This window comes from Pseudomonas sp. MMS21 TM103 (genome assembly GCF_022132145.1).
Lineage (GTDB): Bacteria > Pseudomonadota > Gammaproteobacteria > Pseudomonadales > Pseudomonadaceae > Aquipseudomonas.
In genome coordinates this window covers 152321-177786 of record NZ_JAJISP010000001.1, presented here as the reverse complement: position 1 = coordinate 177786, position 25466 = coordinate 152321, and the positions used below count along the sequence as shown (strand labels likewise).

The 25466-nt window shown below is 62.0% G+C and carries 24 protein-coding genes and 1 tRNA gene; 12 read left to right on the top strand and 13 right to left on the bottom strand.

Annotated features, from left to right (window positions below; translation table 11 throughout):
* Positions 1-8 precede the first annotated feature (8 nt).
* The gene (locus LJY18_RS00870; RefSeq protein ID WP_238039829.1) at positions 9-917 is read right to left on the bottom strand and encodes a haloalkane dehalogenase; all 909 of its coding nucleotides are present in this window, start codon (positions 915-917) and stop codon (positions 9-11) included.
* 324 nt (positions 918-1241) lie between these two features.
* Here LJY18_RS00870 and LJY18_RS00865 point away from each other — a divergent pair, with 324 nt between their 5' ends.
* A complete protein-coding gene (locus tag LJY18_RS00865; RefSeq protein ID WP_238039828.1) occupies positions 1242-1667 on the top strand; it encodes a potassium channel family protein in 426 nt (141 codons plus the stop codon).
* Between the two features lie 101 nt (positions 1668-1768).
* The gene (locus tag LJY18_RS00860) at positions 1769-3103 is read left to right on the top strand and encodes an ABC1 kinase family protein (protein WP_238039827.1); all 1335 of its coding nucleotides are present in this window, start codon (positions 1769-1771) and stop codon (positions 3101-3103) included.
* On the opposite strand, the gene LJY18_RS00855 is transcribed toward LJY18_RS00860, so the two are convergent.
* Complete coding sequence (locus LJY18_RS00855; RefSeq protein ID WP_238039826.1) at positions 3100-3912, bottom strand: substrate-binding periplasmic protein; 813 nt, start codon at positions 3910-3912, stop codon at positions 3100-3102. The two genes, LJY18_RS00860 and LJY18_RS00855, sit on opposite strands and share 4 nt — an antisense overlap.
* 266 nt (positions 3913-4178) lie before the next feature.
* On the opposite strand from LJY18_RS00855, the gene osmF reads away from it, so the two are divergent.
* From osmF to LJY18_RS00835, 4 genes are read left to right on the top strand one after another with little or no spacing between them, the layout of a single operon-like run.
* A complete protein-coding gene (gene osmF, locus LJY18_RS00850; RefSeq protein ID WP_330872704.1) occupies positions 4179-5099 on the top strand; it encodes a glycine betaine ABC transporter substrate-binding protein OsmF in 921 nt (306 codons plus the stop codon).
* Between the two features lie 7 nt (positions 5100-5106).
* Positions 5107-6273, top strand: a complete 1167-nt coding sequence (locus tag LJY18_RS00845) for an ABC transporter permease (protein ID WP_238039825.1) — start codon at positions 5107-5109, stop codon at positions 6271-6273.
* Positions 6270-7214 carry an ABC transporter ATP-binding protein gene (locus LJY18_RS00840; RefSeq protein WP_238039824.1) on the top strand — a complete coding sequence of 315 codons (945 nt, stop codon included), beginning with the start codon at positions 6270-6272 and terminating at the stop codon, positions 7212-7214. Before LJY18_RS00845 ends, LJY18_RS00840 begins: the two co-directional genes overlap by 4 nt.
* A complete protein-coding gene (locus LJY18_RS00835; protein WP_238039823.1) occupies positions 7211-7951 on the top strand; it encodes an ABC transporter permease in 741 nt (246 codons plus the stop codon). The genes LJY18_RS00840 and LJY18_RS00835 overlap by 4 nt, the downstream gene beginning before the upstream one ends.
* Before the next feature lie 16 nt (positions 7952-7967).
* On the opposite strand, the gene rlmF is transcribed toward LJY18_RS00835, so the two are convergent.
* From rlmF to LJY18_RS00795, 8 genes are all read right to left on the bottom strand, one after another.
* Entirely contained in the window at positions 7968-9002 is a 1035-nt protein-coding gene (gene rlmF, locus LJY18_RS00830; protein ID WP_238041086.1) for a 23S rRNA (adenine(1618)-N(6))-methyltransferase RlmF, read from the bottom strand.
* A gap of 98 nt (positions 9003-9100) precedes the next feature.
* Positions 9101-9661, bottom strand: coding sequence for a VTT domain-containing protein (locus LJY18_RS00825; protein WP_238039822.1), 561 nt, complete (start codon positions 9659-9661; stop codon positions 9101-9103).
* A 14-nt stretch (positions 9662-9675) separates the two neighbouring features.
* Positions 9676-9972 (bottom strand): winged helix-turn-helix domain-containing protein, encoded by a 297-nt coding sequence (locus LJY18_RS00820; RefSeq protein WP_238039821.1) that lies wholly within the window; start codon positions 9970-9972, stop codon positions 9676-9678.
* Positions 9973-10051: 79 nt separating this feature from the next.
* Entirely contained in the window at positions 10052-11425 is a 1374-nt protein-coding gene (nhaD, locus tag LJY18_RS00815) for a sodium:proton antiporter NhaD (protein ID WP_238039820.1), read from the bottom strand.
* A 293-nt stretch (positions 11426-11718) separates the two neighbouring features.
* Entirely contained in the window at positions 11719-14568 is a 2850-nt protein-coding gene (locus LJY18_RS00810; RefSeq protein WP_238039819.1) for a valine--tRNA ligase, read from the bottom strand.
* Positions 14569-14711: 143 nt separating this feature from the next.
* The gene (locus LJY18_RS00805) at positions 14712-15113 is read right to left on the bottom strand and encodes a DNA polymerase III subunit chi (protein ID WP_238039818.1); all 402 of its coding nucleotides are present in this window, start codon (positions 15111-15113) and stop codon (positions 14712-14714) included.
* A 10-nt stretch (positions 15114-15123) separates the two neighbouring features.
* Positions 15124-15543 carry a DNA polymerase III subunit chi gene (locus tag LJY18_RS00800; protein WP_238039817.1) on the bottom strand — a complete coding sequence of 140 codons (420 nt, stop codon included), beginning with the start codon at positions 15541-15543 and terminating at the stop codon, positions 15124-15126.
* A 76-nt stretch (positions 15544-15619) separates the two neighbouring features.
* The gene (locus LJY18_RS00795) at positions 15620-17110 is read right to left on the bottom strand and encodes a leucyl aminopeptidase (protein WP_238039816.1); all 1491 of its coding nucleotides are present in this window, start codon (positions 17108-17110) and stop codon (positions 15620-15622) included.
* A gap of 142 nt (positions 17111-17252) precedes the next feature.
* Here LJY18_RS00795 and lptF point away from each other — a divergent pair, with 142 nt between their 5' ends.
* Both lptF and lptG read left to right on the top strand, forming a co-directional pair.
* Entirely contained in the window at positions 17253-18374 is a 1122-nt protein-coding gene (gene lptF / locus LJY18_RS00790; protein WP_238039815.1) for an LPS export ABC transporter permease LptF, read from the top strand.
* A complete protein-coding gene (gene lptG, locus LJY18_RS00785; RefSeq protein ID WP_238039814.1) occupies positions 18367-19428 on the top strand; it encodes an LPS export ABC transporter permease LptG in 1062 nt (353 codons plus the stop codon). The genes lptF and lptG overlap by 8 nt, the downstream gene beginning before the upstream one ends.
* A gap of 53 nt (positions 19429-19481) precedes the next feature.
* On the opposite strand, the gene LJY18_RS00780 is transcribed toward lptG, so the two are convergent.
* The 3 genes from LJY18_RS00780 to LJY18_RS00770 all read right to left on the bottom strand — a co-directional run bounded on the left by LJY18_RS00780 (position 19482) and on the right by LJY18_RS00770 (position 20864).
* The gene (locus LJY18_RS00780) at positions 19482-19982 is read right to left on the bottom strand and encodes an RDD family protein (RefSeq protein WP_238039813.1); all 501 of its coding nucleotides are present in this window, start codon (positions 19980-19982) and stop codon (positions 19482-19484) included.
* 113 nt (positions 19983-20095) lie between these two features.
* Positions 20096-20308: a cold-shock protein gene (locus tag LJY18_RS00775; protein WP_238039812.1), complete on the bottom strand. Its 213-nt coding sequence runs from the start codon at positions 20306-20308 to the stop codon at positions 20096-20098.
* A gap of 471 nt (positions 20309-20779) precedes the next feature.
* Positions 20780-20864, bottom strand: a tRNA-Leu gene (locus LJY18_RS00770).
* A 112-nt stretch (positions 20865-20976) separates the two neighbouring features.
* Between LJY18_RS00770 and queA the strand changes: the two genes are divergently transcribed.
* From queA to secD, 4 genes are all read left to right on the top strand, one after another.
* Positions 20977-22026: a tRNA preQ1(34) S-adenosylmethionine ribosyltransferase-isomerase QueA gene (queA, locus tag LJY18_RS00765; protein ID WP_238039811.1), complete on the top strand. Its 1050-nt coding sequence runs from the start codon at positions 20977-20979 to the stop codon at positions 22024-22026.
* Positions 22027-22040: 14 nt separating this feature from the next.
* Entirely contained in the window at positions 22041-23156 is a 1116-nt protein-coding gene (tgt, locus tag LJY18_RS00760; RefSeq protein ID WP_238041085.1) for a tRNA guanosine(34) transglycosylase Tgt, read from the top strand.
* A 40-nt stretch (positions 23157-23196) separates the two neighbouring features.
* Positions 23197-23529, top strand: coding sequence for a preprotein translocase subunit YajC (gene yajC / locus LJY18_RS00755; RefSeq protein WP_238039810.1), 333 nt, complete (start codon positions 23197-23199; stop codon positions 23527-23529).
* A 62-nt stretch (positions 23530-23591) separates the two neighbouring features.
* Entirely contained in the window at positions 23592-25460 is a 1869-nt protein-coding gene (gene secD / locus LJY18_RS00750; protein ID WP_238039809.1) for a protein translocase subunit SecD, read from the top strand.
* Positions 25461-25466 lie beyond the last annotated feature (6 nt).

Below are 25466 nucleotides of genomic sequence, written 5' to 3'. Positions count from 1 at the left end.
CGGCCGGGTTAGGGCGTGGCGGCGATGAACCCGAGGACCACCTCGGCGAGCCGTTCGCCCTGGTCTTCCTGGAGGAAGTGCCCGGCGCCGACGATGGTGGTATGGGCCTGGCCCTGGGTGCCGGGAATCAGCTTCTGCATCAGTTTGTCGCCGCCGGCGGTGATCGGGTCACTGTCGCTGAAGGCGGTCAGGAACGGCTTGGACCAGTTCGCCAGCACCGCCCAGGCCGCGCGGTTGGCCGCTGCGGCCGGATCGTCCGGGGTGGTTGGCACCAGCAGTGGAAACTGACGGGCACCTTCCTTGTAGCGCTCGTCCGGATAGGGCGCGTCGTAGGCGTCTATCACCGCCTGGGGCAGGGCGCTCACGGTGCCGCCCTTGATCACCCCGCCGGCTGGGAACACCGGCACCTCCTGGGAGAATTTCTGCCAGTTGCGGAAGGCCTCGCCGGGGTTGTGGTCGCCGGTCGGCAGCATGGTGTTGGCCGCCACCACCCGGGCAAAGCGTTCCGGGTTTTCCGCCACCAGGCGCAGGCCAATCAGACCGCCCCAGTCCTGGCAGACCAGGGTGACGCGCTTGAGGTCGAGCTGCTCGAGTAGCGATTGCATCCAGTCAACGTGACGTTGATAGCTGTAGTCCTGGCGTTGAGTCGGCTTGTCGGATCGGCCAAAACCTATCAGGTCGGGGGCGATCACCCGATGCCCGGCGGCGACGAGCAGAGGGATCATCTTGCGATACAGGTAACTCCAGGAAGGTTCGCCGTGCATCAGCAGCACCGGATCGGCAGTGGCAGGCCCCTCGTCGAGGTAGTGCACGCGCAGCTGGCCGCCCTCGCAGTCATCCACCTGCAGATAATGGGGCGCGAAGGCATAGCCCGGCAGATTGGCAAAACAGCTGTCCGGGGTGCGTAGAAACTCCATGGGGTTGTTCCTCTCACTGGAAAAACTGACAAACTGTTCCATGTTGGTGCTGCTGGACAGTCAGTTAACTGCCATGAATATAGCTGCATCAGCGGGGCGGGGGGCCTGCCCAGCGCTGGCCTCAAGCCTTTAGGGCTCTCGGGGGTAAGCATGCTGGTCTGGTAAAGGCTTCACGACGGCCCCAGGCCGCAGGAGGCGTCACCAGCCAGTCGCGGCACAGATGCCAGTGGCTCTAACCCGCGACTCATTGCTGAGGCTATGCTCGAGGTGGGTGCAGCGAAGCAGCGCTTCTACCTATCAAAACCCTACACAGCAGGATTGCCAGTGATTGCCGTATTTCTAGTCAACAGCCTGATCGTGATGGTCGCCGTCATCATTCACTACGAATTTCTCTATCGGCTGACGCTGCTGTTGCCACGCATCCAGGTGCGCCATCGCTTCCGCATCGTGTTGGGCGTCGGCGGCGCTCTGCTGGCGCATGCGGCCGAGGTGTGGATATTCGCTTTCGCCTACTACCTGATGCACCGCGCCGGTGGCTGGGGCTACCTGGAAGGCAACTTCAACGGCAGCTTGATGGACTCGGTGTATTTTTCCTTCACGACCTTCACCACCCTTGGTTTTGGCGATATCCAGCCGCACGGCGATCTGCGCTTTCTGACCGGCATCGAATCGCTCACCGGGCTGGTGCTGATTACCTGGACCGCGTCCTTTCTCTTCGTGGAAATGCAGCGGTTCTGGAAACCGCGATAGCCCAGGCCATTGCCGCGCTGTCATCTTTGCTAACAGGCTTGCCCGTTGGTTACTGGCCCTTGCAGGCGCATGATCAGGGTTGGTTCTGATGAGCATCGACCATGGCCAAGCCCCCGGTAATTCCACCCCCGGCCTCCGCGCTCGGGCGTTTCTTCAAGCTGGCCGGCACCGCGACACGCATCGGTGGCGGGCTGCTGGGGCAACAACTTGGCCCGGGGCGCTCGGCTGTCGATTGGCAGCCGGTGGCCGAGCAACTGGGCACTGTGCTCGGCGAGATGAAAGGCCCGGTGCTCAAGCTTGGGCAGATGGCCTCGCAATGGCACGACGTGCTCCCCGAACCGGTGGCCCAGGCCCTGGGCAAGCTGCAGAGCCGGGTTCCGGCGCTGCCCTTCAGCGCCCTTAAAGGGCATTTGCAGCAGGTCTATGGCGATGATTTAAGCCAGTTCTTCCAGAGCATCGAGGAGCAGCCGTTTGCCGCCGCCTCGCTAGGCCAGGTGCATCGTGCAGTGGCACTGGATGGGCGGGCGCTGGTGCTCAAGATTCAGTACCCCGGTATCGCCGAGATCTGCGCGGCGGATTTGCGCCAGCTGCGTCGTCTGCTGCCGCTGGGGCGTTTGTTCCGCGCACCAGCCGAGCAGTTGGAGGGGGTCTATCAGGAACTGGCGGCGGTGATCGCGGCCGAGCTGGATTACCCGGCGGAGATGCGCCGCCTGCAGCAGTTCCGTATGTATTTTGCCGATTGGCCGGGGCTGCGCCTGCCGCAGCCGCAGGAAGATCTGTGCCGCCCGGGCGTACTGGCATTGAGCGAAGAGCCTGGCTTGCCCTTTGCCGACGTCGCTCAGGCCAGTGCCGAGGTGCGCGAACGCCTGGCCCTGACCCTGGTGCGCTGGCTGAGTACCCAGGCCTTCGGGCTGGGGTTGCTGCATGCCGATCCGCATCCGGGCAATTTCGCCTACACCGCCAGCGGCGAGCTGGTGGTGTATGACTTCGGCTGCGTGCAGGCATTGTCGCCCGCGTTGCTGGGCGCCTATGTGCAAACCTACCGGGCGCTGCAGGCGCGCGATGGCGAACAGCTGGAGCGGGCTTTCCAGGCACTGGGCACACGCCAGCCGCAATCGACCACGCCTTATGGTCTGTATCGTCAGTTGCATGGATTGCTCGGGCCGTTGTTGCAGCGCGGTAAACGCTGGGATTTCGCCGCCACCCCGCTGCACCAACAGGTGCAGGCGCTGTTGCCGGATGTATTCGGCGCGCTTGGCAGCCTGCAACCGGCGCCGGCCACCCTGCTGGTCAACCGCACCCTGGAAGGGCATTACTGGAATCTCAGCCGGCTGGGGGTGGCCTTGCCACTGGCGGATCTGCTGCATGAGCAGATGGCGCTTGCGCAGGGCCACTCGCCGCCTGCGCGGTCCGGCCCAGGCGAGGCCGAGGCTTAGGGCGCGGCTGAATCGGCCTCGGAGTCGAGGGTCTGGCCGGGTGTCTGTTGGTATTTGCCCTGCTGGAGATCGCGAAAATACTGCTGGTAGCGGCCACTGTCGCGATACTGCTGCAGGCGCCGGTTGAATCGCTCGCGCAGTTCCTGGCTGCCTTCGAGCCGCCTGGGGAGCAGCAGGTAGCTGAAGTTGCTGAGCAGCGGTTTGCGGTGGTGGGTGATCTTGGCGATGTCGGCTGGGGAGAAATGGTTGTGCAGTGCGGCGTAGCCGACGTTGATTTCCTGCGGGTAGAGCGCCACGCGATTTTTCAGCAGTTTCTCGAAGTTCTGCATGTCGCTGGAGACCCGTTCCATGCGCACGTTGCCGGTGTCCAGAAATTCATCGAATTTGGCGCCATAGCTGTATCCCAGGCCGCCGCCGAGGGTCATGCCGGTCAGGTCGTAGGGGCTCTGCCAATCGAATGGAAAGTTTTTCAGGTGGAAAAATACGAACTGTTCATCGAGGATCGGCGCGCTATAGAGGAAATCCGCCTCGCGCTCGTTCTTGTGCATCCAAATCGCGCTGGCGGCGAATCTGCCAGCGGCCGTTGCCGCATAGGCGCGCGGCCAAGGCAGGAAGTGGAAGCTGACGCTATAGCCTTCATCGGCGAACAGGTCGCTGATCAGGTGGGCAATCACGCCGTTGTGCTTGAGGTCGGCAGACAGATAGGGTGGCCAGTCGCCGACGCTGATGTTCAGCACTTGCGGTTCGGCGGCCTGAGTGTTCAGGCACAGCAGCAGGCAAAGGCTGATGCATAGTCGTCTTGCATTCATTGGCGCTACTCGCTTGGCATTGCAGCCATAGTGGCACGTTGGCCAATTTTTGCTCAATGTGCATTGTGCTGTATCGCCCGCAGGTCAGTGCTTCAGTATTCGGCGCATGCCCTGGCCGCTTAAAAAACGCGGCGATGACGACGATTTGCTCTGTGAATGTTGCGTGCCTATGGTCATAAACAGCTAGCCAGTTAACCTTAAGGGGCTGCTCGGCCATATTGCCGGGTCGAGCGTTCCAGATCGTCAACCATCAGGGTGGAAAAACCATGTCTTTATTGGGCAAGCAGCTGGGTCGTGTTCTTTCACTGCTGGCACTGTGGGGCGTAATGGGGGCTGCCCAGGCGCAGCCAAACGTGGTGGTCGCGTCCAAGATCGACACCGAGGGCGCGGTACTGGGGCAGTTGATCTATCAGGCACTCAAGCGAGGCGGGGTGCCGGTGGAAGATCGCACCCAGCTCGGCGCCACCAATATCGTGCGCAATGCGCTGATCGCCGGTGAGGTCAGTATCTACCCGGAGTACACCGGCAATGGCGCGTTCTTTTTCGACAGCGCCGACAGCAGCTTGTGGAAAGACGCCGAGCAGGGGTACGCCAAGGTCAAGGAGTTGGATCTGGCGGCCAACCAGCTGGTCTGGCTGCAACCGGCCAACGCCAACAACACCTGGGCGATGAGCGTGCGTGGCGACCTGGCACGCGCCCACGGCCTGAAGACGCTGGATGATCTGGCCCGCTACCTAGCAGAGGGCGGTGACTTCAAGTTCGCCGCCAGCGCCGAGTTCGTCGAATCGCCAACGGCGCTTCCGGCTTTCCAGGAGGCCTACGGCTTCAAACTTGCAGCCGATCAGCTGCTGATCCTTGCGGGCGGCAATACCGCGGCGACCATCCGCGCCGCGTCGTTGCAGACCAATGGCGTCAATGCGGCCATGACGTACGGCACCGATGGCGGATTGAGCGCCCTGGATCTGCAGGTGCTGGAAGACACCCGCGGCGTGCAGCCGGTCTATCAGCCAGCGCCGGTGGTGCGCGCGGATGTGCTGGAGGCCTATCCGCAGATTGCCGCGCTGCTCCAGCCGGTCTTCGCCGCCCTGGATCTGCAAACCCTGCAGCGGCTCAATGGCGAGGTGGCGGTGCAGGGCGCCGAGCCGGCGAAAGTGGCGGCAGCGTTCCTCGATAGCCTGGGCCAATGATATCGGCATGAGGTGGTCGCTGCGGGGCAATAGAGTCATCGCTGCGCTGGCGCTGATGGCGCTGGCACTGCTGTGGAGCCTGGATTTCGTCAGTATTCAGCCCAACCGTATCGCCCCGGGCAATGGCCTGGGACTGCTGGCCGCTGTGGGGCTGCCGTGGGCATTGTCGCTAACGGGGGCATTGCTGACCTGTGCGTTGCTGGCGCTGCGGCCGCAGCATCCGGCCTACTGGCCGATTCTGTTGCTGGTGTCGCTGCTGGTGCTGCAATTACCCCTGAGCCTGGCCTGGAGCATCGAACGTCATATAGGCGCGGACATGCCCTATGCGCGGGTTGGTATAGGCGCGGGTTGCTGGAGCCTGCTGTTCCTGCTGGGGTTGCTGCTGATCGAGCTGCAGCAGCGCCTGCGTCTGGCGCGTGCCTGGCTGCTCGGCAGCGGCATCGCCCTGGCCCTGCTGCTGTGGTGGCTGGCCCCGCAGGATTGGCTGGAGCCGTTGGCATTGTTGCGTGAGTACCGGTCACGCCGCAGTCAATTTGCCGCGGCCTTGTCTAGCCATCTGGGCCTGGTCGGCGGGGCGGTGGGGCTTAGCGTGCTCTTGGGCAGTGCCATTGCCCTGTTGCTGCAACGTTATCCCGGGGCGCAAAAGGGCAGTATCGGCCTGCTGAGTTTTATCCAGACCATTCCCAGCCTGGCACTGTTTGGCCTGCTGATTGCGCCGCTGAGTTACCTGTCTGCGCAGTTTCCCCTGCTGCAGCAGCTGAATATCCGCGGTATCGGCTGGGCGCCGGCGCTGCTGGCCTTGATCGCCTACAGCCTGCTGCCGATAGTGCGCAATACCTGCGTCGCCCTGGAGGAAGTCGAGGCCGGGGTCATCGAGTCCGCCCGCGGCATGGGCATGAGCCCCGCCCAGGTGTTCCTGCAGGTACGCCTGCCACTGGCCATGCCGCTGATCATCGAGGGCGTGCGGGTTACCAGCATTCAGGCAATCGGCCTGACGGCGGTCGCCGCGCTGATCGGCGCGGGCGGTTTTGGCACCTTTATCTTCCAGGGCCTGGGGCAGTCGGCGATGGACCTGATCATTCTCGGCGCCTTGCCCATCATCGCCCTGGCGCTGCTGGCGGACAGCCTGTTCAGTCTGTTGGCAGAACACTTTTACTCGGGAGTGAGTCGATGATCGAGCTGAGTAACGTCAGCAAGCTGTTTGACCAGACCCGGGCGGTGGACGACATCTCCCTGACCGTGCCAACCGGCGAACTCTGCGTGCTGGTCGGTACCTCGGGCTGTGGCAAGTCGACCACCTTGCGCATGATCAATCGCCTGATCACGCATTCGGCCGGCAGCATCCGCATCAATGGCCGGGACATCGAACAGATCGATCCGCAGCAGCTGCGCCGCGGCATCGGCTATGCGATCCAGAGCACTGGGCTGTTTCCGCACTGGACGGTGGCGCGCAACATCGCCGTGGTGCCGCGCCTGCTCGGTTGGCCGACCGCACGTGTCCGGCAGCGGGTCGAGGAGCTGCTGCAGCTGCTCGAGCTGGCGCCCGCCGAGTTTGCCGACAAGTACCCCCGCCAGCTGTCCGGCGGCCAGGCCCAGCGGGTTGGCGTGGCGCGGGCGTTGGCCGGCGATCCGGACATTCTGCTGATGGACGAACCCTTCGGCGCACTCGACCCCATCACCCGTGAAAGCCTGCAGAACGAGCTGTTGCGCATCCAGCAGCAGGTGCGCAAAACCATCGTCTTCGTCACCCATGACATGGACGAGGCGCTCAAGTTGGCCAACCGTATCGTGGTGATGGACAAGGGGCGGATCGTCCAGCAGGACAGTCCGCAGGCGCTGCTGGCCAAACCGGCCAATGCCTTCGTCGAGAACCTGCTCGGTGGCCAGGAGCGTGGCCTGAAGCAGGCCGGGCTGTTACGCGTCGATAGCCTGATGCAGGCGCTGGCCACGGCTGCCATACCCGCCGCCGGTCCCGCGCTCAAGGTCACGGACAGCCTGCGCCAGGCGCTGTCGTTGATGCTCTGGCATCGCCGAAGCAGCTTGCCGGTGGTCGATGCCCAGGGCCTGCAGGTTGGTGTGCTGCAACTGGATGCGCTGATGAGCCGCCCCCAGTGAGCCCGCCCGCGTTGCTTCGCGGCGACTGGCAGCCGCTGCTGTGGCTGGCCTTGTTGCTGGCGGCGGCACTGGGGCTGGCCGAACTGGAAGGAGTGTTTCGCCTGATCGAGCCGGACAGTCGCACGGTGATCTACGGCCGCGCCGCCTTCATCGACCTGCTGGGCAGTCATGTGCTGCTGGTGGCGCTGGCGGCCGGCGTCTCCAGCCTGGTCGGGGTGGGCGCGGCGATCATGGTGACCCGGCGCTGGGGCGCGGATTTTCTGCCGCTGGTGAGCCAGGTCGCCTCGATCGGCCAGACCATACCGCCGGTCGCGGTGCTGGCCCTGGCGGTGCCGGCGCTCGGCTTCGGCAGCGGGCCGACGCTGTTCGCCCTGATGCTCTATGGCCTGCTGCCGATTCTGCGCAACAGTTTGGCGGGTTTGCGCGGCATCGATCCGGCGGTGCTGGAGGCGGCGCGCGGCATGGGCATGGCGCCGCTGCAGGTGCTCTGGCAGGTGGAGTTGCCGTTGGCCTTGAACGTGATCCTGGCCGGTATTCGCACCTCGGTGACGATCAACATCGCCACCGCGGCCATCGGCTCCACCATCGGCGCCAGTACCCTGGGCGATCCAGTGATCTCGGGGCTGGTCATCGGCAATACCGCCTTTATTCTGCAGGGCGCCATCCTCATCGGCCTGCTGGCCGTGGCGGTCGACAGCCTGTTCGAGCAGCTGCAGCGCTGCGCGCCTGGAGCCTAGCAGGTTGCAGCCGCCGCTACGCCCCGTGGGCTATTGGCGCCCAGCGGGCTGTTCGCCAGCTCTGCTGCTGTGCGGCGGTCAGAAAAGTCCAGGCGACAAAGCGGCTCTGCTTCTGCCCCTGGGCCATTTCCACGGTACGCACTTCGAGCGCGCCGGCTTGTTTCAAGGCGCTGTAAACGCCGGCCAGGTTGCTCGCCTTGGATATCAGGCTGGTGAACCACAGCACCTGCTGGGCATGCTGGGCACTTTCCTTGATCAAGCGGCCGACAAAGGCCGCTTCGCCGCCCTGGCACCACAACTCCGCCGCCTGGCCGCCAAAATTCAATACCGGCAGTTTGCGCTTGGGGTCGAGCTTGCCCAGGTTGCGCCATTTGCGCTTGCTGCCGCTGCTGGCTTCCTCGGCGCTGGCGTGGAACGGCGGGTTGCACAGGCTCAGGTCGAAGCGCTCGTCGGCCTGCAGCAGGCCCTGGAAAATATGCGCGGCATCGCTCTGCTGGCGCAGTTCGATGGCATCTCTGAGCCCCGGATTGGCCTGCACGATGGCCTTGGCTGCAGCAATGGCATTGCTGTCGATGTCAGAACCGAGAAATTTCCAGGCGTATTCGCGGTTGCCCAGCAGCGGGTAGATGCAGTTGGCGCCGACGCCGATATCCAGGGCACGCACCTGGGCGCCTCGGGGGATCTCGCCGCCATTGCAGCTCGCCAGCAGATCGGCCAGGTAATGCAGATAGTCGGCGCGCCCCGGAATCGGCGGGCACAGGTAGTCCGCTGGAATATCCCAATGGCTGATGCCGTAGAACTGTTTGAGCAGCGCCCGATTGAACACCTTGACCGCCGCCGGGTTGGCGAAGTCGATGCTCTCCTTGCCGTAGGGGTTGATGATCACGAATGCCGCCAGCTCCGGGCTGGCCTTGATCAGTGCGGGAAAGTCATAGCGACCCTGGTGGCGGTTGCGCGGGTGCAACTGGCCCTTGGCGGCATCGGGCCTGGCCGGCAAAGGAGGGCGCGGCGCGGATGGTTTACGGCTGGGGCGTTTGGTCGGCGATGTCATGCTGGCGGTATCGGCAGGGGCGGAGCGCGGCATTTTCCCATAGCTGCCGCGGCTGTGCTGAAAAAGAGTGGGCTCGAGGGTGTGGAGCCAGTTGCCGGCTAGGCGATATGCAGCCACATCGCCAGGTAATCGAAAAACAGGCAGTACAACGCGATCGGCAGCGGCAGACCGAGCAGGGTGCCGAGCAGGTAGGTACGAAAAGGCACGCCGGACAGGGCGAGGGTGTAGTTAAGCGCCGGCACCGTCTGGAACAGCGTGCGCAGGGCGATGATGCTGGCCAGTGGATGGCGGTCGAGACCGGCCAGTAGGCGTTGTGCCAGGCGGTTATCCAGTTCGCGCAGGGCGTTGCCGCCCAGATAGCGGATGGTCAGGAAGGTGAACACGCAGGAAGCGATGGCGGCAAGATAGGTGGCTATGCCGCCATAGACCCGCCCGAGCGCCAGCACCGCGGCGGCGAGGAAGATCCAGCCGGGGATCTGGATCAGGTTGCCCAGGGCAAACAGCAGGATGAACAGCAGCAGGCCGATAACCGGATGCATGAGGATCAGACTTTGTAGGGCTTGCAGGCTGAACTGCGCCCGGATGCCCAGAGCTTCGAACAGCAGGAACAGGCCCAGGAGAAACCCGATTACGCCTAACAGTCGGTGGGAACTGCGCATGGCGAGCCTCTTGCTCAGGGATAACCGAGTATGGCCTTGATGGGCGCCAGGTTGGCCGCGATCCATTGTGGATTGATCGCGCCCCAGTCGCGAATGAGGTAATGCCCGGCGTTGTTGCGCTCGCCCTCTTGTTGGATGAAGACGCAGTCGATATCCAGGTCGGCGAGTGCGGCCAGGGTGTCCTGGGCGGTGCGTCTGGGCATGCCCGTGGCGGCCATCAGGGCCGGCACGCTGCAGGCGCTGCCACTGTCGATCAGCCAGGCCACATAGAGGCGTCGGTAGAAACTGGTTTTGGTTTTGCTCACGTCCATCGGGCCGAGTGTTCCTGTCGCAAGGTAAGGGGCGCTGCAGGGTGAGCGCCCCTTACCTTAATCCGTCAGGCGTTGGCTGTCAGCTGGCGAACAGGGCGATGTAGCTCAGGGCGCCGGCGATATAGCCGGCAAAGGCCAGGCCGCTGATGTATTTGACGTACCAGATGAAGTTGATCTTCTCCATGCCCATGGCCGCCACGCCGGCGGCGGAGCCGATGATCAGGCAGCTACCGCCGGTGCCAGCACAGTACGCCAGCATTTCCCAGAAGTTGCCGTTGACCACGAAGTTGCCCAGCCAACCGTTGCCGCCGGCTGCCGCCAATGCGTCGGGGCCGATCAGCGGGTACATCTTCATTGCACCGGCGACCATGGGCACGTTGTCCACTACGGCGGAGAGCAGGCCGATGGACATGGCAATCGTGTAGACGTTGCCCAGGCTGTCCTTCAGGTAAGCCGCGACCTGGGTCAGGTGGCCGGCGGTGGACAGGCTGGATACCGCCAGCAGGATGCCGAGGAAGAACAGCACGCTGGTGACGTCGATACGGCGCAGTACCCCGACCACCGAGAGCGGGTCCTTGTCTTCGCTGTTCTTGCTGCGGTGAATGATTTCGGTGGTGACCCAGAGAATGCCGAGGCCGAACAGGATGCCCATATATGGCGGCAGGTGGGTGATGGTCTTGAACACCGGCACGAATACCAGGGCGCCGAGGCCGAGGCAGAACACCAGGTTGCGCTCGAAGGGGGTGGTCGGGTCACGACGACTTTCGCGGCTTTCCTTGACCTTGGGCAGTTTGATATCGCCCTTGAGCACGAAGCTCATGATGATCAGCGGTACCAGCAGGCAGATCAGGCTCGGCAGGAAGAGCTTATAGATGATGCCGGTAGCGGTAATCTGGTTGCCGATCCACAGCATGGTGGTGGTCACGTCGCCAATCGGCGACCAGGCGCCGCCGGCATTGGCGGCGATCACCACGATGCCGGCGTAGAACCAGCGCTCGTGCTTGTCGTCGATCAGCTTGCGCAGCAAGGAGATCATGACGATGGTGGTGGCCAGGTTGTCCAGCGCGGCAGACAGGAAGAAGGTGATCAGCCCCACCAGCCACAGCAGGTGCACACGTTTGGTGGTGCGGATGCGGTCGGTGATGACCTTGAAACCTTCGTGGGCGTCGATCAGTTCGACGATGGTCATGGCGCCCATCAGGAAGAACAGGATCTCGGAGATTTCACCGAGGTGGTGACGCAGTTCGCCAACCACCAAGTCGGTATTATTGGTCGCGTGGGCACCGGCTTCAATCAGCGGCAGGATGCTGTCGGCGCTTAGCACCAACACCGTCCAGGCCAGCACTGCGGTGAGCAGCGCCGAGGCGGCTTTGTCGATTTTCAGTGGGTGTTCGAAGGCGATGCATAGATAGCCGAGCACGAAGATCGCGGCCATAAGCATGTAGGCATACATAGGCGAGGTTTCCAGTCAGAGGTTTAAGATTTGAAATGATTAGAAAAATATTGGGCGGCAGAATGCACCAATAGGCAGGCGACTGGAAGGCGTTGGGAGCCTTGGAGGCGTAAATTGTGACTAAATGTCGCGTCACCTTGACGATCGACAAGAAAGGACTGTTGGCTGCCGAGTGGCTCGCCAAAGGCCGCGCATCCTGGCGCATGGGCGGGGTACAAATCCGGCGGGCTGGCGCAAGGCAAAAGCCCGCGGTCTGGTGACGGCGGGCTGGGGATTTGCAGCCGGGGTATGGCTTACAGGCTGGCGATGCGCTCGCGCTGTTCGGCCAGCTTGCTCAGGGCCTGCTCGGCCTCGGCCAGCTTGGCGCGCTCCTTGTCGAGCACCTCGGCGGGCGCCTTGGCGACGAAGCCTTGGTTGTTAAGCTTGCCGCCGACCCTTTGGACTTCACCTTCCAGGCGCTGGATTTCCTTGTCCAGACGCGCCAGCTCGGCGTCCTTGTCGATCAACCCGGCCATCGGCACCAGCACTTGCATGTCGCCAACCAGGGCGGTGGCGGACATCGGTGCCGTTTCCCCGGCTTGCAGCACGCGCACCGATTCCAGCTTGGCCAGCTTGTTCAGCAGCGGCAGGTTGTCGGCGAGGCGCCGTTGATCTTCGTCACTGGCGTTCTGCAGGATGATGTCGATGCGCTTGGCCATGGAGATTTTCATCTCGCCGCGGATCTGCCGCAGGCCGAGCATCAGCTGCTTGACCCACTCGATGTCGCCTTCGGCGGCGGCGTCGAGGCGGCTCTCGTTGGCCACCGGCCAGGCCTGCAGCATGATGGTTTCACCGCTGACGCCAGCTTGGACCTTGATCCGCTGCCAGATTTCTTCGGTGATGAATGGCATGAACGGGTGGGCCAGGCGCAAGGCCACCTCCAGCACGCGCACCAGGGTGCGGCGGGTGCCGCGCTGGCGCTCGAGCGGGGCGTTCTCGTCCCACAACACCGGTTTGACCAGCTCCAGGTACCAGGCGCAGTACTCGTCCCAGATGAATTCGTAGAGGGCTTGCGCGGCCAGGTCGAAGCGGAAGGCGTCGAGCTGGCGGGTCACTTCGGCTTCGGTGCGCTGCAGGGCGGAGATGATCCAGCGGTCCACCGAAGACAGCTCCACCGGCTCGCCATTGACACCAGTGTCCTGGCCATCGGTGTTCTCGATGACGAAGTTGGCGGCATTCCAGATCTTGTTGCAGAAGTTGCGGTAACCCTCGACCCGACCCATGTCGAACTTGATGTCGCGGCCGGTGGAGGCCAGCGCCAGATTGGTGAAGCGCAGGGCGTCGGTGCCGTAGGCGGCGATACCCTCGGGGAATTCGGCGCGGGTCTGTTTGGCGATCTTCTCTGCCAGTTTTGGCTGCATCATGCCGCTGGTGCGCTTGACCAGCAGGCTGTCCAGGTCGATGCCGTCGATGATGTCCAGCGGGTCGAGCACGTTGCCCTTCGACTTGGACATTTTCTGGCCTTGGCCGTCGCGCACCAGGCCATGCACATAGACGGTCTTGAACGGCACTTGCGGCGTGCCATCGTCGTTCTTCACCAGGTGCATGGTCAGCATGATCATCCGGGCGACCCAGAAGAAAATGATGTCGAAACCGGTGACCAGTACATCGGTGGGGTGGAAGGTCTTGAGGAATTCAGTCTGCTGCGGCCAGCCGAGGGTGGAGAAGGTCCACAGGCCGGAGCTGAACCAGGTGTCCAGTACGTCTTCGTCCTGGCGCAGCTTGATCTCGCCGAGGTTGTGCTTGGTGCGTACCTCGGCCTCGTCGCGGCCGACATAGACGTTACCGGCCTCGTCGTACCAGGCCGGGATGCGGTGGCCCCACCACAGCTGGCGGCTGATGCACCAGTCCTGGATGTCGCGCATCCAGCTGAAATACATGTTCTCGTACTGCTTGGGCACGAACTGGATGGCGCCGTCTTCCACCGCTTTGATCGCCGGCTCGGCCAGCGGCTTGGTGGAGACGTACCACTGGTCGGTCAGCCAGGGCTCGATGATGGTGCCGGAGCGGTCGCCTTTTGGCACTTTCAGCGCATGGTCGTCGATTCCTTCCAGCAGACCGGCGGCCTCGAAGGCGGCGACGATCTGTTTGCGCGCGACAAAACGATCCAGCCCGGCGTATTCGGCGGGCAGGCGGCCATCGACTTCGCTGTTGACGCTGCCGTCGACATTGAACACCTGGGCCGTCGCGAGCACGGCGGCGTCCTTGTCAAAGATGTTGAGCAGCGGCAGGTTGTGGCGCTTGCCGACTTCGTAGTCGTTGAAATCATGGGCCGGGGTGATTTTCACGCAGCCGGTGCCGAACGCCGGGTCGCAATAATCGTCGGCGATAATCGGGATGCGTCGGCCAACCAATGGCAGCTCGACGAAGGTGCCGATCAGGGCCTGGTAGCGTTCGTCGTTGGGGTTTACCGCGACGGCGCTGTCGCCGAGCATGGTTTCCGGGCGGGTGGTGGCTACGATCAGGTAGTCCTTGCCGTCAATCGTCGTGTTGCCGTCCGCCAGCGGGTAGCGCAGATTCCACAGCTTGCCTTTCTCGTCGTGGTTTTCCACTTCCAGGTCGGAAATTGCCGTGTGCAGCTTGGTATCCCAGTTGACCAGGCGCTTGCCGCGGTAGATCAGGCCGTCTTCGTGCAGGCGCACGAAGGCCTCCTTGACCGCTTCGGACAGGCCGTCGTCCATGGTGAAGCGCTCGCGCGACCAGTCCACCGAGCTGCCCAGGCGGCGGATCTGCCGGGTGATGTTGCCGCCGGATTCTTCCTTCCATTCCCAGACTTTCTCGAGGAATTTCTCGCGGCCCAGGTCGTGGCGACTGATGCCGTCTGCGGCCAGTTGCCGCTCGACCACCATCTGGGTGGCGATGCCGGCATGGTCGGTACCTGGTTGCCACAGGGTCTTGCGGCCCTGCATGCGGCGGAAACGGATCAGCGCATCCATGATCGAGTTATTGAAACCATGGCCCATGTGCAGGCTGCCGGTGACGTTCGGCGGCGGGATCATGATGGTGTAAGGCTGGCCCGAGCCCTGGGGGGCGAAATAGTTGTTCGCCTCCCAATTCTGGTAGAGGGCGGTTTCAATGGCGTGCGGCTGGTAGGTCTTGTCCATGCGCGGCGGGACCCTTATGACGGCTGATCGGAAAAGCCGGCAAGTATAGCGGGCTGGCACATGAGGTGTAAGGCCGGCGTGGGGCGAGTGACTGACGGGTGGGGCAATCCTTCCCGAATTGCAGCTGGGCTACTGGTGTTTTTCTACTTGCGCGGCGGCAGCAGGCGGCTCAGGCGGGCCTGCAGGCGGCGTTTGAGCTCGGCCTCGATCTGCGGCACGAAGTCGTCGATGACATCTTGCAGAATCAGCTCGGCGGCGGCGCGCAGTTCGTTATCCAGGCGGTTCATGTCGCTGTTGCGGTCGAGGGTCTGCTGGATGCTGCTGTGCAGGGGCGCGGCCTGCGGCAGCGGAGCGGCCTCCACGACTGGCGGATGGCCTGGTGCCGGCGGTGGGGTGACGATGTCCGAGAGCAGGGGGATGGTGTCCGGGTCGATCGAGTCGGTCAGCAGTGGCGGATCAAGGATTTCGTCGCCCAGCAGTTGGCGGATCGACTCGAGGTCGTCCAGCAGGTGGGTGGGCTTTTGCGGCGGTTTTGGCATGTCCATGGTGCAGAACTTAAAGTTCGACTCGTTTCGGATCATAGCCGCGCTGGCGGTAGCTGCGGAAGTTTTCCCGGCAGGCGGTCAATAGATCGGGTTCTTGGTTGACGATCTCGATCACCCGGCTGAAGCGTTCGACAAAGGGCGAAAGGGTCGGGTTCAGGTTGATCAGCACGCCTTGCTGGGTGTGCGGCTCTTCGTCCAGGCCTATCACCACCGGTGCTTGCGGGTCGTCCTGATGCAAGTTGTGCGGTACGAATGCTTCGGCCTTGAAACGCCAGAGAAGTTCGTCGAGCGCCGTGCATTGTTCTGTATCGCAACCGCGCAGGAACACCGGCAGGCCATGGCGCCAGGCTTTCATCGCCAGTTGGCAGGCGGCCCGCAGGCGGTCTGCCGGGGTGGCGGAGGACAATACATAAAATTCTATTCGGGGCATGGTGATTTCGTTATGTGGGCAGCTGCAGGCGCGGCCGAGGCGGAATGGCGTTCGGTCGCGCCTGCAATAATCGTCATCAGGCGTTGCTGCGATCCAGCAGGTACTGGGTCAGCAGCGGCACCGGCCGACCGGTCGCGCCTTTCTCCTTGCCGCCACTGATCCAGGCGGTGCCGGCGATGTCCAGATGCGCCCAGTGATACTTCTTAGCGAAGCGCGAAAGGAAGCAGCCGGCGGTGATGCTGCCGGCCTTCGGTCCGCCGATATTGGCAATGTCGGCAAATGGACTGTCGAGCTGTTCCTGGTATTCGTCGAACAGCGGCAACTGCCAGGCGCGGTCGTCGGCGCTCTGGCCGGCCTTGAGGAGCTGTTGCAGCAGTGCCTCGTCGTTGCCCATCAGGCCCGAGGTGTGGGCGCCCAGGGCGACGATGCAGGCGCCGGTCAGGGTGGCGATATCGATCACGGCCTGCGGCTTGAAGCGCTCGGCGTAGGTTAGGGTGTCGCACAGCACCAGGCGGCCTTCGGCGTCGGTGTTGAGGATTTCCACAGTCTGCCCGCTCATGCTGGTGACGATATCGCCAGGTCGGGTGGCGCCCCCGCTGGGCATGTTCTCGGCGCAGGCCAGCAGGCACACCAGGTTGATCGGCAATTGCAGTTCCAGCACGGCCTTGAGCGTGCCGAACACACTGGCGGCGCCGCACATGTCGTACTTCATCTCATCCATGCCGGACGCCGGCTTGATGCTGATGCCGCCGGTATCGAAGGTGACGCCTTTGCCAACCAGGACGAAGGGCTTGTCGGTTTTCTTGCTGCCCTGGTAGTTGAGCACGATCATCCGCGGAGGCTGGTCGCTGCCCTGGGCCACGGCGAGGAAGGCACCGGCACCGAGTTCCTTGAGTTTTTTCTCGTCGAGAATCTCGACCTTGAGGTTCTTGTAGGTCTTGCCCAGGGTCTTGGCTTCTTCAGCCAGGTAGCTGGGGTGGCAGAGGTTCGGTGGCATGTTGCCGAGATCACGGGTGAATGCCATGCCGCAGGCAATCGCCTGGGCATGCTTGGCCGCGCGCTGGACGTCGGCCAAATCGGCCTTGTCGCTGAGCAGGGTCAGCTTCTTCAAGGCTGGGACGTCGGCCTTCTCGCTCTTGAACTGGTCGAACTGATAGCCGCCATCGACCAGGCTTTCCACGATCAGGCGGGCCTTGCCATAGGCATCACGGCCTTTGACCTGGAGTTCGCCCAGTGTAAGCACGGCATCGCTGCCGCCCAGGGTTTTCAATACACCATGCACGGCATTGAGCATTTTGCGCAGCTGGAGGTCAGAGAGTTCAGCCTCCTTGCCACTGCCGACCAGCAGTACCCGCTCGGCCTTGAGATTGGGCAGGTTGTGCGCGAGCAGGGTCTGGCCAAGCTTGCCGGCGAGGTCGCCGCGCTTGAGCAGGGCACTGATCGCGCCGGCGCTGGCGTTATCAATCGCTTTCGCCGTTTCCCCGAGCTTGTGGCCTTCGCCGATGGCAATGACCAGGGTGGCAGTTTTCAGGGTTTCCGGGCGAGCGCTTTTGACAATAAATTCCATGGCGTGGTGTTCCCAAGACAATGAGTCGTTATTGCAGGATAATGCCGGCTATTTTTCGATGGTTCGTCTGTGTGCGGACCGGCAAACAGTGCGGCTAGTGTGATCGTAGCCGCCTGAGCCTGACAACCCTGGAGTGTCTGGTTTGATCGTGTTCCGTTATTTGTCTCGTGAAGTGCTGGTTACCTTGAGTGCGATGAGTGCCGTGCTCCTGGTGATCATAATGAGTGGCCGTTTCATCAAGTACCTGGCGCAGGCGGCCCAGGGATTGCTGGATCCGGGTGTGCTGTTCCTGATCATGGCCTTTCGTCTGCCGGGGTTCCTGCAGCTGATCCTGCCGCTGGGGTTGTTCCTCGGCATCCTCATGGCCTACGGCCGGCTCTATCTCGACAGCGAGATGACGGTGCTCTCGGCCACTGGCATGAGTCAGCAGCGGTTGCTGGTCTACACCATGGCCCCGGCTTTGTTGGTGGCCCTGCTGGTAGCCTGGTTGAGCATGGGCCTGGCGCCGCAGGGGGTAGCGCAGGTCGCGACCATTCTCAATCAACAGGACGCCCTGACCGAGTTCGATACCCTGGTGCCCGGGCGTTTCCAAGCCATGCGGGATGGTTCGCGGGTGACCTATACCAAGGAGTTGTCGGCAGATCGCGCTGAGCTGGCCGACATCTTCATCTCCGAGAAGCGGTTTTCCCGGACGGGCGACAAGGAGCGCGGAATCACCGTGCTGGTGGCGGAAAGCGGGCGTCAGGAGATTCAGGCCGATGGCAGTCGCTATCTGATTCTGCAGAACGGTTACCGTTACGACGGCAATCCAGGTCAGGCCGACTACCGGGCGATTCAGTACGACACCTATGGCGTGCTGTTACCCAAACCCTCGGTCAGTGGCGAGATCAGTGAGCGTGAGGCCGTGACGACCGCAGAGTTGATCGGCAGTGACAATCCGCGCTTCCAGTCCGAGTTGCAGTGGCGTCTGTCGCTGCCGCTGCTGGTGTTCATCGTGACCCTGCTGGCGGTGCCGCTGTCGCGGGTCAATCCACGGCAAGGACGCTTTCTCAAGCTGCTGCCGGCAATCCTCTTGTACATGACTTATCTGGCTCTGCTGATCGCTGCGCGCAGCGCTTTGGATAAAGGGCGAATCCCTCAGGCGATAGGGTTGTGGTGGGTACATGGAGTATTTCTGTTGATTGGACTTGTACTGCTTTATTGGGAGCCGATACGCCTGAAGTGGGCGAGCCGCCGTACCGGGTCGGAGGTGGCTCATGCTTAGATTGGATCGCTACATCGGCACCCAAGTATTTTTCGCGATTCTCACCGTATTGGGCGTCCTCGTCGGGCTGGCCTTGCTGTTCGCCTTTATCGATGAAATGGGCGATGTCGAGGGGGGTTATGGTTTGCCGGAAGCCGCCTGGTATGTCTTCTTGACTCTGCCGCGGCGCGTCTACGAGATGCTGCCGATGGCGGCCTTGATAGGTTGTCTGGTCGGGCTGGGCAGCCTGGCCAGCAGCAGTGAGCTGACCATCATGCGCGCTGCCGGAGTTTCGATCAGACGCATCGTCTGGGCAGTGATGAAGCCGATGCTGGTGTTGATGCTGGCAGGCATTCTGATCGGCGAGTACCTGGCCCCCTGGAGTGAAAATCAGGCTCAGGCCGATCGCGCCATGGCTATGGGCGCTGGCGAGGCGCAAAGTTCCAAGCGCGGTTTGTGGCATCGCCAGGGCGAAGAGTTCGTGCATATCAATGCGGTGCAGCCCGATGGCGTGTTGTTCGGTGTAACCCGTTATCGCTTCGATGATCAGCGTCACTTGCTGTCTTCCAGCTTTGCCCGTCGCGCGCAGTATCAGGGCGATCACTGGCTGCTGGAGAATGTGGCAACCACACATTTTCGTGAGCGCAGTACCGAGGTGGTCAAGGCGCCGAATGAGCGCTGGGATGTCGAACTGAACCCGCAGCTGCTGGGTACTGTGGTGCTGGAGCCTGAAGCTTTGTCGGTAACCGGCCTGTGGCGATATATCCACTACCTGGGCGAGCAGGGCCTGAACAATGGTCAGTACTGGCTGGCGTTCTGGAACAAGGTGCTGCAGCCAGTGGTGACTGCCGCACTGGTGTTGATGGCGATCTCCTTCATCTTCGGTCCATTGCGCTCGGTAACCTTGGGTCAGCGGGTCTTCACCGGCGTGGTCGTGGGCTTCGTGTTCCGCATTGCCCAGGATCTGCTTGGACCTTCCAGCCTGGTGTTCGGTTTCTCGCCCTTGTTTGCTGTGTTGATCCCTGCAGGGGTTTGCGCATTGGCGGGTGCCTGGCTTTTGCGTCGCGCGGGGTAGCTGCTGCAGTCGATAAAAAGCCGGCTAACTGCCGGCTTTTTCGTTTGCAAGCCTTATCGCTGGTTTTTGTGGACGTTCTTCGGCAGTTGCACGGTGCGGCTGTCGGAATAGATGTCGTGCCAGCTGCGCTTGTCCTTGTCCCAGAGCACCCAGAAAAACCCCAGGCCCAGACACAGCCAGGAGGCGATGGCGACCAGAAACCGCAGCAATGCCTGCCATAGGCTGATGGCCGTACCGTCGGCGTTCTGGATGCGAATGCCCCAGACCTGCATGCCCAGCGTCTGGCCGCTGTGTGTCCAGAACTTGCTGAAGAAGCCGAACAGGCTGAGTACCAGCAGGGTAGACAGTACCGGGTCGCCATCCAGTGCACCGGCATCGGAGAGCTGCTTGAGCTGCGCTTCGCCGTAAAAGCCCATCAGGATCAGCTTGTAGGCAAAGGTCACGACGATCAGCAGGGCCAGGCACAACAGCAAGTCATAGAACATGGCGGCCAGGCGGCGGATGAGTCCTGCAGGGGGGAAATCACCCTGCGGGCGCAGCAGGTGTTTGGGCATGTGGGGCTCGATATGCAAAGTAAGGCGCTAAGGCTTTAGGGGACCGTTCGCGGTAATCGGGTGCATAAAAAAACCCCCGACGTTGCCATCAGGGGTTCTTAAAAGCTGCAGGATTATTCCTGGACTTGAACCTGGTCGGCCTGCATGCCTTTTTGCCCTTGTACGGCAACGAAACTGACTTTCTGACCTTCTTTCAGGCTCTTGAAACCGCCGCCCTCGATCGCGCGAAAGTGCACGAAAAGATCCGGACCGCTTTCTGGAGTGATGAAGCCAAAACCTTTCTCGTCGTTAAACCACTTGACGGTACCGCTCTGACGATTCGACATATCTTAATATCCTTGAAACCGTAGTTAATGACAGCCTCTACGCGATAGAGGGCTGAGACTGGTTGCAAGGAGTAATGCGACGTCGAACGGGATGTAGCGGATCTAGACGATCTACTGCACCAGGCCACGAATTACGGCGACCCATGCAAACACAGTGGAAAGCACTCTACGCTAACTAAAAGGCAAATGCCAACCCCCGCCGGGCCGGTGTTTCAGGCGTAATCAAGGGGTATTTGTGCCTATTCAGCAAGGGGGTTGCGTTGCTCGCCAGTGCGTGAATGTTTACCGCAAACCGTTGCTTGAATCGCCTCCGCCGAGAGCGGGTTATTAGGCCGAACGCGATCTGCTCGCAGATCTATTCAGATTCCTCTGGGTTGACGAGGGAGGTGGGGGAGCGATAAAAAAGGCAATAAAAAACCGGCTCTAGGGCCGGTTCTTCGGGCGTTTCTGCTACTGCTTGACGCTGAATATTGGTGCCCCGGGGGAGACTCGAACTCCCACTTCTTTCGAAAACGGATTTTGAATCCGCCGCGTCTACCGGTTCCGCCACCGGGGCACAATGGCGGCGAAGTATAGGGATGCCGGTGGCCTTGGTCAATGCACTTGCGTGGCGAGATTGCACTATTTCCGGTAAGCTTTGCCGCCCTGCTAGACGACCTCCTCCGAACATGCGTGTTGCCGACTTTGATTTCGAGCTGCCTGACGCTCTTATTGCCCGCCATCCGCTCGCCGAACGGCGTGCCAGCCGTTTGCTGGTGCTGGATGGGCCGAGTGGTGCGCTGGCGCACCGTCAGTTCAGTGATCTGCTGGAGTATTTGCGCCCCGGCGACTTGATGGTGTTCAACAACACGCGGGTGATTCCTGCGCGTCTATTCGGCCAGAAGGCTTCTGGCGGTAAGCTTGAGGTGTTGGTCGAGCGGGTGCTGGACAGCCACCGCGTCCTGGCCCACGTGCGTTCGAGCAAATCGCCCAAGCCGGGTTCGACGATTCTGATTGATGGCGGCGGTGAGGCGCAGATGCTGGCGCGGCATGACGCGCTGTTCGAGTTGCGCTTTGCCGAAGAGGTTTTGCCGCTGCTCGAGCGGGTTGGTCATATGCCACTGCCTCCTTATATAGACCGCCCGGACGATTCCGCCGATCGTGAGCGTTATCAGACCGTCTATGCCGAGCGTGCCGGTGCCGTGGCGGCCCCCACCGCAGGCTTGCATTTCGATCAGGCGCTGCTGGCGAGCATTGCCGGGATGGGGGTGGAGAGTGCCTTCGTCACCCTGCATGTCGGGGCCGGGACTTTTCAGCCGGTGCGGGTCGAACGCATCGAAGATCACCCGATGCACAGCGAGTGGCTGGAGGTCGGCCAGGATGTGGTCGATGCCGTGGCGGCCTGCCGTGCCCGTGGCGGGCGTGTGGTGGCAGTGGGTACCACCAGCGTGCGCTCGCTGGAAAGTGCGGCGCGCGATGGCGAGCTCAAGGCGTTCAGCGGCGACACCGACATCTTTATCTACCCGGGTCGGCCGCTGCATGTGGTCGATGCCCTGGTGACCAATTTCCATTTGCCGGAATCGACCCTGCTGATGCTGGTCTCGGCGTTTGCCGGCTACCCCGAAACCATGGCGGCCTATACAAGCGCGATCGCCGAAGGTTATCGCTTCTTCAGTTATGGTGATGCCATGTTCATCACCCGCAACCCCGCGCCACGCGGGCCAGAGGATCACGTATGACGCGCACCTGCCGGATGGCTTTCGAATTGCTGGCGACCGATGGCAAGGCACGGCGTGGACGCATTACCTTTCCGCGCGGTGTGGTCGAGACGCCGGCGTTCATGCCGGTGGGCACCTATGGCACGGTCAAGGGCATGTTGCCACGCGACATCGAGGCGATTGGCGCGCAGATGATCCTCGGTAATACCTTTCACCTGTGGCTGCGTCCCGGCACCGAGGTGATCAAGCGCCATGGCGACTTGCATGATTTCATGCAGTGGCAGGGACCGATCCTCACCGATTCGGGCGGCTTTCAGGTGTTCAGTCTGGGGGCGATGCGCAAGATCAAGGAAGAGGGGGTGTATTTCGCCTCGCCGGTGGATGGCGCCAAGGTGTTCATGGGGCCCGAAGAATCGATGCAGGTGCAGCGTGACCTGGGCTCGGACATCGTGATGATTTTCGACGAATGTACGCCCTATCCGGCCGAGTTCGACGTGGCCAAGCGCTCGATGGAGCTCTCGTTGCGCTGGGCCAAGCGCTCGAAAGAGGCGCATGGCGACAACACGGCGGCGCTGTTCGGTATCGTTCAGGGTGGCATGCATGAAGAGTTGCGCATGCGCTCGCTGGAGGGCTTGAATGCGCTGGATTTTGACGGTTTGGCGATTGGCGGCCTGTCGGTCGGCGAACCGAAGGAAGAAATGATCCGCGTACTGGACTATCTGCCCGCCCTGCTGCCCGCCGATAAGCCGCGCTATTTGATGGGGGTTGGCAAGCCGGAAGACTTGGTCGAAGGGGTGCGCCGCGGTGTGGACATGTTCGACTGCGTGATGCCGACGCGCAACGCACGTAATGGCCATCTGTTCGTCGAGACCGGAGTGTTGAAGATTCGTAATGCGGTGCACCGACATGATGATTCGCCACTCGATGCAACCTGTGATTGTTATACCTGCCAACATTTCTCCCGTGCCTACCTGCACCATTTGGATAAATGTGGCGAAATGCTGGGCAGTATGCTGAATACAATCCATAACTTACGGCACTATCAGCGGCTGATGGCTGGTTTGCGCGAGTCTATTCAACAGGGTACATTGGCCGCCTTTGTCGATGCCTTCTACGCTCGTCGAGGCCTGCCGGTCCCGGCGCTGGACTGATAAATCAACTTTTTCGAGTAGTTTCTAACAGGAGTGTTAAATGAGCTTTTTGATCCCTGAGGCTTTTGCCGATGCCGCGGCCCCAGCTGGTGCTGTAGGTTCTGGTTTCGAGTGGGTATTTCTGGTCGGCTTTCTGGTCATCTTCTATCTGATGATCTGGCGGCCCCAGGCCAAGCGCGCCAAGGAGCACAAGAGCCTGCTCGGCAACCTGCAGAAAGGTGATGAGGTCGTGACCAGCGGCGGTATCGCCGGCAAAGTGACCAAGGTCAGCGATGACTTCGTGGTGCTGGAAGTGTCCAATACAGTCGAGCTGAAGATTCAGAAAGTGGCCATCGCCGCGACCCTGCCCAAGGGCACGCTGAAAGCTATCTAAGCGTCACACTCTTACCATCTGACGGGGCGCTTAAGGCGCCCCGCGTCATAACGGGCGGCGTCATGCTGAATAAATTCCCCCTCTGGAAGTATCTGCTGATCCTGGCTGTGCTGGCGATCGGCTTTCTTTATTCTGCGCCCAACCTGTATCCAGATGATCCTGCGATCCAGGTCAGCGGTACCAGCACGGCCATGCAGGTCGAACAAGCTGATCTGGAACGCGCCACCCGTGCCTTGCAGGCCGCAGGAATTGAGGTCAAGGCCTCGAGTCTGGCTGCGCAAGGCCGCGCCGGCCTGCTCCGTTTGACCAAGCAGGCCGATCAGCTGCCTGCCAAGGATGTGGTGCGCAAGACCTTGGGCGAAGACTTCGTAGTTGCCTTGAACCTCGCGCAGACCACCCCTGACTGGCTGCGCAATCTGGGCGCGGGTCCGATGAAGCTGGGTCTGGATTTGTCCGGTGGTGTGCACTTCCTTCTGGAAGTGGATATGGACAAGGCTCTGGACGCTCGGCGCAAGGTCTACGAGGGGGAGGTCAAGAGCATGCTGCGCAAGGAGCGCGTGCGCTACCGCAGCCTGCCTGAGCTCAACGGCGCGATTCAGTTGGGTTTCGTCGACGAGGCGACCCTGGAGAAGGCCCAGAGTCTGATTCGCAAAGAGTTCTCCGATTTCGAGTTGAGTTCGACCGAGCGTAGCGATTTGCAGGTGCTGCGCTTGAGCCTGACTCAGGCCAAGCTCGCGGAAATCCGCGAATACTCGATCAAGCAGAACCTGACGACCGTGCGTAACCGGGTCAATGAATTGGGCGTGGCCGAGCCGCTGGTTCAGCGTCAGGGCGCCAACCGGATCGTGGTTGAGCTACCCGGTGTGCAGGACACCGCCGAGGCCAAGCGCATTCTGGGCAAGACGGCCAACCTCGAATTTCGTCTGGCAGCCGATCCCGACGCATCGAGAGCCACGACCGAGGCCTTCGAGTTTCGCGAGGAGGGGCGCCCACCCGCGCAGCTGGAACGTGAGCTGATCATCACGGGTGATCAGGTAACCGACGCCCAGGCCAGCTTCGATGAGAATGGCAGTCCGCAGGTGAACATCCGCCTGGATGGTCATGGCGGCGAGTTGATGAACCGCGCGACGCGCAGCAATGTCGGGCGCAGCATGGCAGTGATCTTTATCGAGCAGAAGCCGACCGTGCGCTACGTGCGCCAGGTTGTCGATGGTGTCGAGAAGGAAGTCGCGGTCCAGAGTTTCATCGAAGAGAAGCGCATTATCAGCCTGGCGACCATCCAGTCTCCGCTGGGTAGCCAGTTCCGCATTACCGGCCTTGATGGTCCGGGCGAGTCGACCGAGCTGGCATTGTTGCTGCGTGCCGGCGGCCTGGCGGCGCCAATGTACTTCGCCGAAGAACGCACCATCGGCCCGAGCCTGGGCGCCGACAATATCGCCAAGGGCGTCGATGCCGCCCTCTGGGGTATGTTGTTCGTGTCGCTGTTCATCGTCGTTATCTATCGGTTCTTTGGGGTGCTGGCGACCATTGCCCTGGGCTTCAACATGGTGCTGCTGCTGGCGCTGATGTCGCTGCTGAGTGCCACCCTGACGTTGCCGGGTATCGCCGGTATCGTGCTGACCATGGGTATGGCGGTGGATGCCAACGTGCTGATCTTCTCGCGGATTCGCGAGGAAATTGCCAATGGCATGTCGGTGCAACGGGCCATTCACGAGGGCTTCGATCGCGCTTACTCGGCGATTATCGACGGTAACCTGACCACCTTATTGGTGGGCGGGATTCTTTTTGCCATGGGTACCGGTCCGGTCAAGGGCTTTGCGGTGACGCTGTCGCTGGGCATTCTCACCTCGATGTTCACCGCTATTCTGGTGACGCGAGCCATGGTCAACCTGAGCTTCGGCGGGCGTGATCTGAAGAAGTTGTGGATTTGAGGGGCT